Below are 12,832 nucleotides of genomic sequence, written 5' to 3'. Positions count from 1 at the left end.
CGGCCGCTAGACGGTGAACCCGAGGGCGCGCAGTTGCTCGCGGCCGTCGTCGGTGATCTTGTCCGGGCCCCACGGCGGCAGCCAGACCCAGTTGATCTCGACCTCGGTGCACAGTCCGCTGTTGACCAGTGCCCCGCGGGTCTGATCCTCGATCACATCGGTGAGCGGGCAGGCCGCCGAGGTCAGCGTCATGTCGAGTTTCGCGACGGCATCGTCGGTGATCTCGATGCCGTAGACGAGTCCGAGATCGACGACGTTGATCCCCAGTTCGGGGTCGACAACATCGCGCATGGCCTCTTCGACGTCGTCGTACTGCGGCAGCGACGTACTCGGGCCGGTCGGCGCCGGGACACCGGCTGTGGTGTCGACGTCGGCCGCGTCGGGATTGATGCTCATGCTGTCTCCGCTCCTTGCGATGCTGGTTGCGATTCGAGTGCCTCGACCGATCGTGCCAACGCGTCCTTGAACGCCAGCCATCCCAGGAGGGCGCACTTGACCCGCGCCGGATACTTGCTCACCCCGGCAAAGGCAATGCCGTCGCCGATGACGTCCTCGTCGCCGTCGTCCTTGCCACGCGAGGTCATCATCGTGGAGAACGAGTCGACGGTCGCCAACGCCTGCTCGACCGGCAACCCGACGATCTGGTCGTAGAGCACCGATGTCGAGGCCTGCGAGATCGAACAGCCCTGCCCGTCGTAGGAGACGTCGGCGACGGTGGTGCCGTCGTCGCTCAGGGCGACCCGCAGGGTCACCTCGTCCCCGCAGGTCGGATTGACGTGGGCGACCTCGGCGCCGAATGGCTCGCGCAGACCACGGCCGTGCGGATGTTTGTAGTGATCGAGGATCACGTCCTGATACATCTGCTCCATGCGCATCAGGCGTTCACCCCGAAGAAGTTCTGCGCCTTGCGGATCGCTGCGGCGAGCGCATCGACCTCGTCGAGGGTGTTGTATGCGGCGAACGACGCGCGTGCGGTTGCGGCGACACCGAACCGCTTGTGCAGCGGCCACGCGCAGTGGTGACCGACACGAATGGCGACTCCCTCGTCGTCGAGGATCTGCCCGAGATCGTGGGCGTGGATTCCGTCGACGACGAACGACACCGCTCCCCCGCGGTCTGTGGTGGTGGTCGGACCGATGATGCGCAGGCCACCGATCTCGCCGAGCTGCGACAGCGCTCGCTCGACCAGTGAGTGCTCGTGTGCGGCAACAGCGTTCATGCCCAGCAGCCGGAGATAGTCGACCGCCGCGCCGAGTCCGACGACCTGCGAGGTCATCGGCACCCCGGCCTCGAACCGTTGCGGCGCGGGCGCGTACGTCGACACCTCCATCGACACGGTCTCGATCATCGAACCACCGGTCAGGAAGGGCGGCAACGCATTCAGCAGCGCCTGCTTGCCGTAGAGCACACCGACACCGGACGGTCCGAACATCTTGTGCCCGGAGAAGGCCGCGAAATCGACGTCGAGTGCGGTGAAGTCGACCGGCATGTGCGGCACCGACTGGCAGGCGTCGAGGACCACCAGCGCGCCCACCGCACGCGCCCGGCGCACCAGTTCAGCGACGTCGGCGACCGCACCGGTCACGTTGGACTGATGGGTGAACGCCACCACCTTGACGGACTCGTCGAGGTCCAGCGAGTCCAGATCGATCCGGCCTGCATCGGCCGAATCCCCGCCGGTGACCCCGTACCACTTCAGGGTGGCACCGGTGCGTCGGCAGAGTTCTTGCCAGGGAACGAGATTCGCGTGGTGCTCGAGCTCGGTGACGACGACGGAGTCACCCTCACCGAGTGCGCGGCCACCCAGGATCGCTGCGCTGCGGTCGTCGCCGAGGGTGTAGGTCACCAGATTCAGTGCCTCGGTGGCGTTCTTGGTGAACACGATCTCGTCGGGTGCGGCGCCGACGAAACCGGCAATGGTCTCCCGTGCCGCCTCGTAGGCGTCGGTCGCCTCCTCGGCGAGCTGGTGCGCACCGCGGTGGACCGCGGCGTTGCGGGTCGTCAGGAACTCACGCTCGGCGTCGAGAACCTGCAGTGGCCGTTGCGAGGTGGCCCCGGAGTCGAGGTACACCAGCGGTTTGTCGTCGCGGACGGTGCGCGCCAGGATGGGGAAATCCGCACGCACTGCGGCGATGTCGAGGCCGGTGGTCCCGGTCTCGACGGCGTCTGCGGAGAGAGTCACGAGTGCTCCTTTCACAGACCCGGCGTCGTGCACCGGGTCAGCGGCTCGCGGCCGCCGAGGTGAAACGTACGTAGCCGTTGTCCTCGAGTTCGTCGGCGAGTTCCGGGCCCGCGGATTCGACGATGCGGCCGCCGACGAACACGTGGACGTGATCGGGCTTGATGTAGCGCAGGATTCGGGTGTAGTGCGTGATCAGCAGGATGCCACCGTTCTCGGCCTCCTTGTAGCGGTTCACGCCTTCGCTGACCACACGCAACGCGTCGACGTCGAGGCCGGAGTCGGTCTCGTCGAGGATCGCGATCTTCGGCTTGAGCAGGTCGAGCTGCAGGATCTCGTGGCGCTTCTTCTCGCCACCGGAGAAGCCCTCGTTGACACTGCGTTCGGCGAAGGACGGGTCGATCTCGAGGGCGGTCATCGCCTCCTTGGTCTCCTTGACCCAGTGGCGCAGCTTGGGTGCCTCACCGCGCACCGCGGTCGCCGCGGTTCGCAGGAAGTTCGACATCGACACGCCGGGCACCTCGACGGGGTACTGCATCGCCAGGAACAGTCCGGCGCGCGCGCGTTCGTCGACACTCATCTCCAGGACGTCCTCACCGTCGAGGGTGATCGAACCCTGGGTCACCTGGTACTTCGGGTGCCCGGCGATGGCGTAGGACAGCGTCGACTTGCCGGATCCGTTGGGCCCCATGATCGCGTGCGTCTCGCCCGAGCTCACGGTCAGATCGACACCCTTGAGGATGTGGATGGGTTCGGCGTCGGCATCGCTCTGGGCGACGTCGACGTGCAGGTCACGGATTTCCAGTGTGCTCACGATTGATTCCTTGATGGGTGTCTGTGGGTGCGTGTGGGCTGATGTCCGGTGCGAGGCTTCTGCGTCGGCCGGTCAGGCGCCGGCGATCTCGAGTTCGGCCTCGACGGCCGCCTCGAGTCGTTCGCGGAGCTCGGGAACCGCGATCTTGGCGATGATCTCGCCGAAGAATCCGCGGATGACCAGCCGTCGGGCCTGATCCTCGGGGATGCCGCGGGCCTGCAGATAGAACAGTTGCTCGTCGTCGAATCGGCCGGTGGCACTGGCGTGTCCGGCGCCGACGATCTCGCCGGTCTCGATCTCCAGGTTCGGCACCGAGTCGGCGCGTGCGCCGTCGGTGAGCACCAGGTTGCGGTTCAACTCGAAGGTGTCGGTGCCCTCGGCCTCGGGGCGGATCAGCACGTCACCGATCCACACGGTGTGTGCCTCGCGCGCACGGTCGGTCGCATCGCCTTGCAGCGCACCCTTGTACACCACGTTGGAGCGGCAGTTGGGCTGGCTGTGATCGACGAGCAGACGCTGTTCGAGGTGTTGGCCGGCGTCGGCGAAGTACAGACCCCACAATTCGACGTCGCCGCCGGGTGCGTCGTAGTGCACCACCGGCGACAGGCGAACGAGGTTGCCGCCGAGGCTGATCGCGAAATGGCGAACCGTGGCGTCACGTCCCACCCGTAGGTGGTGGGCGGCCACGTGCACGGCGTCGTCGGCCCAGTCGTGGACGTTGACGACCGTCAGTGCGGCGGAGTCACCGACGACGAACTCGACGTTCTCCGCGTACGTGCCGCTGCCCTTCTGATCGAGGACGACGACGGCACGCGCGAACGGTTCGAGGCGAATCTGCAGGTGACCGAACGCCGTCTGACCCTCGCCGGGTCCGGTGACCTCGATGGTGACCGGCTCGCCGAGCTCGACCTCTCGTCCGACCGTCACCACGGTGGCCTCGGTGAACGACGAATATGCTTGCGCGGCAATGCGATCGAAGGGAACGCCACCCTGGCCGAGACGCTCGTCGACGCGCCCGACGCTGTCGACGGTGACCCCGTCGCCCGCGCCACTGACCGTCACGGTCGCCTCCGCGGTGCGCTCGGCGGTGCCGTCATGCAGACCGCGTAGGCGGCGGAACGGGGTGAACCGCCACGCCTCCTCGCGCGGGCTGGGTACCTCGAAGGCGTTGACGTCGAACGACGTGAACTGCTCGCCTTTGTTGACCGGTCCGGCGGAGACCACCGGCAATGTCGGATCGGCCATCAGCCGACGGCTCCTTCCATCTGGAGTTCGATGAGACGGTTCAATTCGAGCGCGTACTCCATCGGGAGTTCTTTGGCGATCGGCTCGACGAAGCCGCGGACCACCATGGCCATCGCCTCGTCCTCGGTCAGTCCGCGACTCATCAGGTAGAACAGCTGATCGTCGCTGACCTTCGACACGGTCGCCTCGTGCCCCATCGTGACATCGTCCTCGCGGATGTCGACATACGGGTAGGTGTCGCTGCGCGAAATGGTATCGACAAGCAGCGCATCGCATTTCACCGTCGACCGGCTGCCGTGCGCGCCGTTGTTGATCTTGATCAGACCGCGGTAGGAGGCGCGGCCACCGCCACGCGCGACCGACTTGGAGACGATGTTGCTCGAGGTGTTGGGCGCGAGATGCACCATCTTGGAGCCGGTGTCCTGATGTTGCCCCTCGCCGGCGAAAGCGACCGAGAGCACCTCGCCCTTGGCGTGCTCACCGGTGAGCCACACGGCCGGGTACTTCATGGTCACCTTGGACCCGATGTTGCCGTCGATCCACTCCATGGTGGCGCCGGCCTCGGCCTTGGCGCGCTTGGTGACCAGGTTGTAGACGTTGTTCGACCAGTTCTGGATGGTCGTGTAGCGGCACCGACCACCCTTCTTGACGATGATCTCGACGACAGCGGAGTGCAGCGAGTCGGTCTTGTAGATCGGTGCGGTGCACCCCTCGACGTAGTGCACGTAGGCACCCTCGTCGACGATGATCAGCGTCCGCTCGAACTGGCCCATGTTCTCGGTGTTGATCCGGAAATAGGCCTGCAGCGGGATGTCGACGTGCACACCCGGCGGGACGTAGATGAACGAGCCGCCCGACCACACCGCGGTGTTCAGCGCGGAGAACTTGTTGTCACCGGCCGGGATGACCGACCCGAAGTACTCCTGGAAGAGCTCCGGGTGCTCCTTGAGACCGGTGTCGGTGTCGAGGAAGATGACGCCCTGCGCCTCGAGATCCTCCCGGATCTGGTGATAGACCACCTCGGACTCGTACTGCGCGGCCACGCCGGCGACGAGCCGCTGCTTCTCCGCCTCGGGGATGCCGAGCCTGTCGTAGGTGTTCTTGATGTCCTCGGGCAGTTCCTCCCACGAGGTGGCCTGCTTCTCGGTCGAACGCACGAAGTACTTGATGTTGTCGAAGTCGATGCCGTCGAGTTCGGCACCCCAGTGCGGCATCGGCTTGCGATCGAAGATCTTGAGCGCCTTGAGACGCTGATCGAGCATCCACTGCGGCTCGGACTTCTTGCCCGAGATGTCGGCGACGACCGCCGGGGACAGACCACGCTGGGCGCTGGCGCCCGCGACGTCGGAGTCGGCCCAGCCGTAGCCGTACGTGCCCAACGACGCGATGGTCTCTTCCTGCGTGAGCGGCGCCGCCTTACCGACCGGGGTGGACTCGCCGGCGGTGGTGACCGTGGGATCGGTGACTGTCATCGCGAAGCCTTTCGACTCTGGGGGTGTCGAGCGGATGCGGGCTGTGCATCACTCGTCGGGGTCGTGCGGTGCTGCTGTTCTTCGGGATCCGGCTGATGTTCTTCGGGATCCGGCTGATGTTCTTCGGGATCCAGTTGGTGCTCTTCGGGATCCGACTGTTCGGTGGCATCCGGGGGTGGATCGGGATGCGGGAGCGGAACATGGGTGGTGCACGCGCAGTCGCCGTTGGCGATGGTCGCCAGTCGCTGCACGTGCGTGCCGAGCAGCTCAGTGAATACCGCGGTCTCCGCTTCGCACAACTCGGGGAACTCGGTGGCCACGTGTGCCACCGGGCAGTGGTGCTGACAGATCTGCATACCTGCGCCGACCTGCCGGGTGTTCGCGGCGTATCCGGCACTGGTCAGTGCCTCGGCGATCTCGGTGACGGTCCCGGCAACCGTGGACGGATCGGTCGCGGGATCGATGCCGTCGACGATGCGTTCCACCCGTTCGCGGGCGAAGTCCGCGACCGCTCCGGAACCGCCGAGGTCACGCAGCTTGCGCATCGCCGCGCCGGCGAGATCGTCGTAGGCGTGGCGGAGCTTGCCCCGGCCGACCGCGGTCAGCTGGAACCACTTCGCCGGACGTCCCCGACCGCCTCGCTGGCCGAACGCCGGGGATGCTTCCTCGACATCGCCCGCCGCGGTGAGCGCGTCGAGATGACGACGGATTCCGGCAGCGCTGATCCCGAGCCGGTCGGCGATCTCTCCTGCCGTCAACGGCCCGTCCTCCACGAGCAGGGAGATGACCGCAGCCCGCGTCTGCCCATCGGCGTGGACACCATGATGGGCGGCGTCGGGCACGGTTTCGCCCCGCACAACATCACCGCGCATGGTTTTCACAACACGAGTGTGACGTAATTGATTCCCTCGTGCCAGCAAGGGTGCCCTTAGCGCCGACCTCGCGCGCCCCGCCCCGACGCGATCGCGGCCGGTCACCCACTACAGTCGTCGTGTGTCGGAATCACCCGCGTCAGAGGCCTCGGTGCTGCGCCGAACCCTGGACTACGTCGGGTTGAGCGCACCAGCACGGCGGACCAGGCGCGATCCCGATCGCCGCGGCGATTACGGCATCACCGTGGCCAAACTCCACGACCCCGAACACGAGGTGGGTCCCCTCGACGCCGCCGAGAACCGCCGCCTACTGCGCATCAAGTTGTTCGGGGCCACCGGCACCATCCTGATGCTCGTCGGGTCGCTGGGCACCGGGCAGATCCCGGTACTCCAGAACCCGGTGGCCGGGATGCGCGTGCTGTCACTGCCGTCGCGCATGTGGAGCACCGCGCTGACCCTGTCGATCGGCGGCACCATCATGCTCGTCGTCGCATGGCTTTTGATCGGGCGGTTCGCGGTCGGACGTTTCAGCGTCGAGGTCCTGCACGGCCGCAGTCCGGCGCGCCGGATGACCCGCCAGCAGGCCGATCGCACCCTTCTGCTGTGGATCGCGCCGATCATCGTCGCGCCTCCCCTGCTCAGCAAGGACATCTACTCCTATCTCGCGCAATCGGCGATCGCCTACCGCGGGATGGACCCCTACACGGTCAGCCCGCTGCACGGACTCGGCGTGGGCAACGTCCTCACCAGATCGGTGCCCAACCTGTGGCGTGACACACCGGCGCCGTACGGACCGTTCTTCATCTGGATCGGCAAGGGCATCACCGCGGTGACCGGCGACAACATCACCGCGGCGATCTTCCTGCACCGACTCGTTGCGCTGGTCGGTCTGGCGTTGATCGTGTGGGCGCTGCCGCGGCTGGCCCGGCGCTGCGGGGTCTCGCCGGTCGCCGCATTGTGGTTGGGGGCGATGAACCCGCTGGTCATCCTGCATTTGGTGGGCGGCATCCACAACGAAGCCCTCATGCTCGGACTGATGCTGGTCGGCATCGAGTTGTGCTTCCGCGCGATCTACGGTGCGCAGCGGCTCCGGACGCCCGGATCGTGGCGTCCGACCGGTGCGGGGTGGCTGTTGCTCGCCGGAGCAGCCGTGATCGCGACCAGCTCACTGGTGAAGTTCACCTCCGTCCTCGCGCTCGGGTTCGTGGGGATCGCATTGGCCCAACGGTGGGGTGCATGCCTGCCCGCGTTGCGTGGGGCACCGATTCGCCAGTGGTGGGCGAGATCACGCGCCACGGTGTGGGCGTTGGCCGCCTCCGCGGGCCTGCTCGGTGCCGTGCTCGCCGTCGTGATGGTGGTCATCTGCGTGGGCACCGGCCTCGGCTTCGGCTGGACCTCGACACTGTCGACCGGAGCAGTCGTGCGGTCGTGGATGTCGATGCCGACGTTGCTGTCGGTGTCGGCCGGGCGGGTCGGGGTCTTCCTCGGCCTCGGCGACCAGACCCAAGCGATCCTCGACGTCGTCCGTCCCCTCGGACAGATCATCGCCGCGGTCTTCGTCGTCCGCTGGATGCTCGCGACGTTGGCCGGACGCCTGCACCCGTTGGGTGCGTTGGGTGTGTCGATGGCGACGGTCGTCGTCTTCTTCCCCTTCGTCCAGGCCTGGTATCTGCTCTGGGCGGTCATCCCGCTCGCGGCCTGGGCGACCCGGCCGTGGTTCCGTATCGCGACCATCACCGTCTCGGCCATCATCGCGATCGTCGTGATGCCCACCAGCTCGAATACCAGCGGCGTGGTCCTCGCCCAGGGGTTGCTGGCCGGTGTGATCATGGTCGCGGTGATGACGGCACTGTTCTTCGAGGACTGGCCCCGATGGCGTCCGAGACGGCGCTGGTCGAAGCACCCGACCCCCGAACACACCGACACCGCGGCGTGATCGACGGCGTTCACGCCGATGCGAGTGCACGGGGTCGACGGTTTTTTACCTGTGCGCACGAAGGCATAGTCTGACCAGTGTGCGCAGCGCGACCTCCTCGCCGTCGAGCGACGATCCGATGACGGACCGTCACCTCGCCGGCCCGTCCCCCGAAGCGCGGACAGTCATCGGCGTCGATGCCCCCGCCCTTCAGGTCTGCGGACTGGTCAAACGCTTCGGCGACCGGACCGCGGTCGACGGTCTCGATCTGGAACTCCCCGCAGGGTCGATCCTCGCGCTCCTCGGCCCCAACGGCGCGGGCAAGACCACCACGGTCGAGATCTGTGAGGGCTTCTTGAGCCCCGACGCGGGAACGGTCACCGTGCTCGGCCTCGATCCCCGGCACGACAACGATCAACTACGCCGGCGCGTCGGGGTGATGCTGCAGGGTGGCGGCGCCTACCCCGGCGCGCGCGCCGAGGAGATGCTGCGGCTGTGCGCGTCGTATTGCGCCGACCCGATCGACCCGGACTGGCTGCTCGACGCGCTGGGTCTGCGCGATGCCGCCCGCACACCGTTTCGCCGCCTCTCCGGTGGCCAACAGCAGCGGTTGTCGTTGGCGTGCGCCATCGTCGGGCGCCCCGAACTGGTGTTCCTCGACGAGCCGACCGCAGGTCTCGACGCGCACGCCAGGCTCGTCGTGTGGGAGATCATCGACCGCCTGCGCGGCGACGGGGTGTCGGTGCTGCTGACCACCCACCTGATGGACGAAGCCGAGCACCTCGCCGATCACGTCGTCATCATCGACAGCGGTCGGGTGGTCGCGGCCGGTACGCCCGCCGATCTCACCAGCCGTGGTGCCGAGAACGAACTGCGGTTCAGCGCTCCGCGCGGACTCGACCTGGCGTTGCTGACGCTGGCGCTGCCCGAGGGGTATGTGTGCTCGGAGACCGCGCCCGGCAGCTATCTGGTCGTCGGGTCGATGACCCCACAGGTATTGGCGACGGTCACCGCGTGGTGCGCCAAGATCAATGTGCTCGCGACCGATCTGCGCGTGGAGACACGCAGCCTCGAAGACGTATTCCTGGATCTGACCGGCAGGGCGTTGCGATGACCGATTCGACAACCGTGGGATCGACCGCGGGCCCGGTGCGTTTCCCGCCGGGCACCTTCACCCCACGTGGCGGGGCGGCGCCGCTCGTGGCGATGCTCGCGGCGCAGACCCGTCTCGAACTTCGGCTGTTGTTGCGCAACGGCGAACAACTACTCCTCACCATGTTCATCCCGATCACGTTGTTGATCGGATTGTGCCTGCTTCCCCTCGACACCGACCTCGGATCGAGCACCGCCGAACGCGCGGCGACCTTCGTCCCGGCCATCATGACCGTCGCGGTGATGTCGACGGCATTCACCGGGCAGGCCATCGCCGTCGGCTTCGACCGGCGCTACGGAGCACTCAAACGCCTTGGGGCGACCCCGATTCCGCGGTGGGGCATCATCGTCGGCAAGTCGCTGGCGGTGGTGGCCGTGGTGGTGTTGCAGTCGGTGATCATCGGCGCCATCGGCGCCGGCTTCGGCTGGCGTCCCGGCCTCGGCGGACTGGCGATCGGCGCACTCGTGATCGCCCTGGGTACCGCCGCCTTCTCGGCGATGGGCCTTCTCCTGGGCGGCACGCTGAAGGCCGAGGTGGTGCTCGCTCTCGCCAATCTGCTGTGGTTCGCGATGGTCGGCATCGGCAGCGTGGTCGTGATGCAGTCACGGATCCCCGACGCCGTGTGGTGGGTGGCCCGATGTGTGCCCTCCGGTGCGCTCACCGAAGCCCTCGAGCAGGCCACACACGGCAGCGTCGATGTCGTCGGCATCGTGGTGCTGCTGGCGTGGGCGGCGGTCAGCGGCGCCCTCGCGGTCAGGTGGTTCCGATTCGAGTGACACCGACCCACCTGCCCACTCCCCCAACAGCCCTCACGATTGCGGGACCCCGATGACGACTTCAGAGAAGACCCCCGCGGCAGCCGACCGGCCCGCGCCCGTGGCGACGACGCGCTCCGGCCTGGCCCGTGTCCCCGGCTTCGGCCGCCCGACGATCCGTTTCGTCCATCGCTGGGCGATCGCTCTGCTGGTCGCCAATGTGGGCATCGTCGTCACGGGCGGTGCCGTCCGCCTGACCGGCTCCGGGTTGGGGTGTCCCACCTGGCCGCAGTGCACCGACGGCTCGTTCGTCCCGCATGAGGCGATGGGCTATCACGCGGCCATCGAATTCGGTAACCGCATGCTCACCTGGGTACTCACCATCATCGCGATCGCCGCGGTCGTCGCGGTGTGGCGTCAGGCGTCGTCGCAGCGCCGCAACCGTGTCCTGGTGGTCCTGCTCGCGCTGGGCATTCCCTTTCAGGGTGTCGTCGGCGGCATCACCGTCCTGACCGACCTGAACCCGTGGGTGGTCTCCCTGCACTTCCTGCTGTCGATGCTGTTGGTGTCGGGAGCCACGGTGCTCGTGTTCCGCACCAGCCCGTATCCACGGGAGTCCGCGGTGGCGGGTATCGCCGCACGCGTCGGCCTGATCATGGCGTGGCTCGTGTACGCGGTGACGTGGATCGCGATCTATCTCGGCACCGTCGTCACCGGTTCCGGCCCGCACGCCGGCGACGTCCATGCCCACCGCAACGGCCTGACCCCGTCGCAGACGACGCAGCTCCACGCCGACTCGGTCTTCGTCCTCATCGGTTTGGCAATCGCGATCGTGGTCATCACGCGGGTCATGCGGATGCCGCAATCCCGGGCGGCCCTCACCTACGCGGGGCTGCTGGTCCTGCAGGGGATCATCGGCATGGTGCAGTACTTCACCGACCTGCCGATCCTGCTGGTGCTGCTGCACATGCTGGGCAGCGGGCTGCTGCTGATCGGAGCCACCTGGTTGGTGCTGTGGTTCCGGTTGTCGGACAGCCCATCTGGAGACCCGGTACCCCTCACCTGAGGGCGCTGGAGGCCCACGCGACCTCACCGCACGAGCCAGCGCCGAATGTGCCCGATGAGTTCCTCTGTGCGTTCCAGGGGTGCAAGGTGCCCGACGCCGTCGAGCAGCGTGACGACGACATCGCCGGGCAACGCGTCTCGAAGGCGGCCGGCCTGTTCGACCGGCAACCACGGATCGTTCACTCCCCAGCCGATCTCGACCCGACATGTGACGTCCGCCAGTCGCGCACAGATCGGTTCGGTGTGATCCTCCGACAGCTGCGCGACCTGTCGATAGAACGCAGCTTGACCCACCTCACCGAGCCACGGTTCGACCAGCCCGCGCACTGTGTCGTGCGACAGATCGACGACGGCGGCACCGGCGATGTAGCGATGCACGAGCGCCTCGTGCAGATCCGCGGGAAGTTGTTGGAAATCCTCGGCGTGCTTGCCCACCAGCGCGAAGAACGCAGAGCCCCATGGGCGCAGCGTCACCGCGTCGAGCAGGTAAAGACTGCTCATCGCGACTTCGTTGAACAAATGCGCGCCGAGCGCAACCGCCCCGCCGATGTCGTGCGCGAGTACGTGGGGGCGGGACGGGTTCCAGATACGCACGAGTTCGGCGAAGCGTTGCCGTTGCGCGATCAGATCAACCGGCACCTCCGGGCTCTTGGTTGACCGACCGTAGCCGGGCATGTCCCACAGGAAGACACGGTGACGATCGGCCAATCGCCGGGCCACCGGCCACCACACCTCCGCCGACCACGGAGTACCGTGCATGCACACCACATCGGGGCCTTCCCGCCGGCTCCGAGGGGGCTCGAGGACATAGGTCGCGATGGCGGCGCCGTCGATCTCGACGATGGCGGGCGTGGGCAATGCATCGGCTGTGACAGGCATTCCCGAACCGTAGGACCTCAGGTCGACCTGAGGTCAAGGCATGATGTGGTGATGCGCATCGCCGAGGCGGCCGCACTGGTAGGCGTCGAAGTACATGTCCTGCGTCACTGGGATGACATGGGCGTCGTCGTGCCCGACCGCACCCCGGCCGGGCATCGCGAGTACAGCGCCGAGCACGTGAGCCGTCTACACGTACTACGCGCGTGCCAGCACGTCGGAATGAGCTTGCGAGAAATACGCGTCGTGCTCGATCGCGGCGCAGCCGAGCGCCGCCAGATCATCGATCGACGGATCGACGAGATCCGGGTGCAGCGCCGTCGATTGGCGGACGCGGAGTCGTTCCTCGTCCATGTCCTGGAATGTCGGCACGACCTGTTGACCCGGTGCCCGGAGTGCAGTGTCTTCGCCGGGTCGGACCCGGTCGAGCCCGAGGAAACCGGCTGAATCCCCGGTCACCCCGGCTTCCAGTCCCGGGATACCGGC

At 67.1% G+C, this 12,832-nt stretch carries 13 protein-coding genes; 5 read left to right on the top strand and 8 right to left on the bottom strand.

The genetic code is table 11. The features are described 5' to 3' along the window. Positions 1–6 precede the first annotated feature (6 nt). The 7 genes from J6U32_RS15695 to J6U32_RS15665 form a co-directional block, all read right to left on the bottom strand. The gene (locus tag J6U32_RS15695; RefSeq protein WP_208791149.1) at positions 7–396 is read right to left on the bottom strand and encodes a metal-sulfur cluster assembly factor; all 390 of its coding nucleotides are present in this window, start codon (positions 394–396) and stop codon (positions 7–9) included. Then, positions 393–875 (bottom strand): Fe-S cluster assembly sulfur transfer protein SufU, encoded by a 483-nt coding sequence (sufU, locus tag J6U32_RS15690; RefSeq protein ID WP_020171393.1) that lies wholly within the window; start codon positions 873–875, stop codon positions 393–395. The genes J6U32_RS15695 and sufU overlap by 4 nt, the downstream gene beginning before the upstream one ends. Then, positions 875–2,182: a cysteine desulfurase gene (locus J6U32_RS15685; protein ID WP_208791148.1), complete on the bottom strand. Its 1,308-nt coding sequence runs from the start codon at positions 2,180–2,182 to the stop codon at positions 875–877. The genes sufU and J6U32_RS15685 overlap by 1 nt, the downstream gene beginning before the upstream one ends. Positions 2,183–2,219: 37 nt before the next feature. Continuing rightward, entirely contained in the window at positions 2,220–2,993 is a 774-nt protein-coding gene (gene sufC, locus J6U32_RS15680) for a Fe-S cluster assembly ATPase SufC (RefSeq protein ID WP_208791147.1), read from the bottom strand. 72 nt (positions 2,994–3,065) lie between these two features. Then, complete coding sequence (gene sufD / locus J6U32_RS15675; protein ID WP_208791146.1) at positions 3,066–4,238, bottom strand: Fe-S cluster assembly protein SufD; 1,173 nt, start codon at positions 4,236–4,238, stop codon at positions 3,066–3,068. Further along, entirely contained in the window at positions 4,238–5,710 is a 1,473-nt protein-coding gene (gene sufB / locus J6U32_RS15670; RefSeq protein ID WP_208791145.1) for a Fe-S cluster assembly protein SufB, read from the bottom strand. Before sufB ends, sufD begins: the two co-directional genes overlap by 1 nt. Further along, entirely contained in the window at positions 5,707–6,582 is an 876-nt protein-coding gene (locus J6U32_RS15665; RefSeq protein ID WP_244332011.1) for a helix-turn-helix transcriptional regulator, read from the bottom strand. The genes sufB and J6U32_RS15665 overlap by 4 nt, the downstream gene beginning before the upstream one ends. Before the next feature lie 121 nt (positions 6,583–6,703). Between J6U32_RS15665 and mptB the strand changes: the two genes are divergently transcribed. The 4 genes from mptB to J6U32_RS15645 all read left to right on the top strand — a co-directional run bounded on the left by mptB (position 6,704) and on the right by J6U32_RS15645 (position 11,471). Then, on the top strand, positions 6,704–8,518 hold the full coding sequence (gene mptB, locus J6U32_RS15660) for a polyprenol phosphomannose-dependent alpha 1,6 mannosyltransferase MptB (RefSeq protein WP_208791143.1): 1,815 nt from the start codon (positions 6,704–6,706) through the stop codon (positions 8,516–8,518). 118 nt (positions 8,519–8,636) lie between these two features. Beyond that, a complete protein-coding gene (locus tag J6U32_RS15655) occupies positions 8,637–9,611 on the top strand; it encodes an ABC transporter ATP-binding protein (RefSeq protein WP_208796156.1) in 975 nt (324 codons plus the stop codon). After that, complete coding sequence (locus J6U32_RS15650) at positions 9,608–10,426, top strand: ABC transporter permease (RefSeq protein WP_208791142.1); 819 nt, start codon at positions 9,608–9,610, stop codon at positions 10,424–10,426. Before J6U32_RS15655 ends, J6U32_RS15650 begins: the two co-directional genes overlap by 4 nt. A 52-nt stretch (positions 10,427–10,478) precedes the next feature. Beyond that, positions 10,479–11,471 carry a COX15/CtaA family protein gene (locus J6U32_RS15645; protein ID WP_208791141.1) on the top strand — a complete coding sequence of 331 codons (993 nt, stop codon included), beginning with the start codon at positions 10,479–10,481 and terminating at the stop codon, positions 11,469–11,471. Between the two features lie 23 nt (positions 11,472–11,494). Here the strand turns inward: J6U32_RS15645 and J6U32_RS15640 are convergent, their stop codons facing one another. Beyond that, complete coding sequence (locus J6U32_RS15640) at positions 11,495–12,349, bottom strand: alpha/beta fold hydrolase (RefSeq protein WP_208791140.1); 855 nt, start codon at positions 12,347–12,349, stop codon at positions 11,495–11,497. Between the two features lie 51 nt (positions 12,350–12,400). Between J6U32_RS15640 and J6U32_RS15635 the strand changes: the two genes are divergently transcribed. Continuing rightward, positions 12,401–12,793: a MerR family transcriptional regulator gene (locus J6U32_RS15635; RefSeq protein ID WP_208791139.1), complete on the top strand. Its 393-nt coding sequence runs from the start codon at positions 12,401–12,403 to the stop codon at positions 12,791–12,793. The last annotated feature ends 39 nt before the right edge of the window (positions 12,794–12,832 follow it).

The sequence above is a fragment of the Gordonia polyisoprenivorans genome (assembly GCF_017654315.1).
GTDB classification, from domain to species: domain Bacteria; phylum Actinomycetota; class Actinomycetes; order Mycobacteriales; family Mycobacteriaceae; genus Gordonia; species Gordonia polyisoprenivorans_A.
Note: the sequence above shows the minus strand (reverse complement) of the source record. Positions and strands in the feature narration are given on the sequence as shown.

Bases quoted from the DNA above. Each gene is read 5' to 3' on its own strand.
- J6U32_RS15695 (WP_208791149.1), bottom strand. From the start codon at position 396: ATGAGCATCAATCCCGACGCGGCCGACGTCGACACCACAGCCGGTGTC.
- sufU (WP_020171393.1), bottom strand. From the start codon at position 875: ATGCGCATGGAGCAGATGTATCAGGACGTGATCCTCGATCACTACAAA.
- sufD (WP_208791146.1), bottom strand. From the start codon at position 4,238: ATGGCCGATCCGACATTGCCGGTGGTCTCCGCCGGACCGGTCAACAAA.
- sufB (WP_208791145.1), bottom strand. From the start codon at position 5,710: ATGACAGTCACCGATCCCACGGTCACCACCGCCGGCGAGTCCACCCCG.
- J6U32_RS15665 (WP_244332011.1), bottom strand. From the start codon at position 6,582: ATGCGCGGTGATGTTGTGCGGGGCGAAACCGTGCCCGACGCCGCCCAT.
- J6U32_RS15655 (WP_208796156.1), top strand. From the start codon at position 8,637: ATGACGGACCGTCACCTCGCCGGCCCGTCCCCCGAAGCGCGGACAGTC.
- J6U32_RS15650 (WP_208791142.1), top strand. From the start codon at position 9,608: ATGACCGATTCGACAACCGTGGGATCGACCGCGGGCCCGGTGCGTTTC.
- J6U32_RS15645 (WP_208791141.1), top strand. From the start codon at position 10,479: ATGACGACTTCAGAGAAGACCCCCGCGGCAGCCGACCGGCCCGCGCCC.
- J6U32_RS15640 (WP_208791140.1), bottom strand. From the start codon at position 12,349: ATGCCTGTCACAGCCGATGCATTGCCCACGCCCGCCATCGTCGAGATC.
- J6U32_RS15635 (WP_208791139.1), top strand. From the start codon at position 12,401: ATGCGCATCGCCGAGGCGGCCGCACTGGTAGGCGTCGAAGTACATGTC.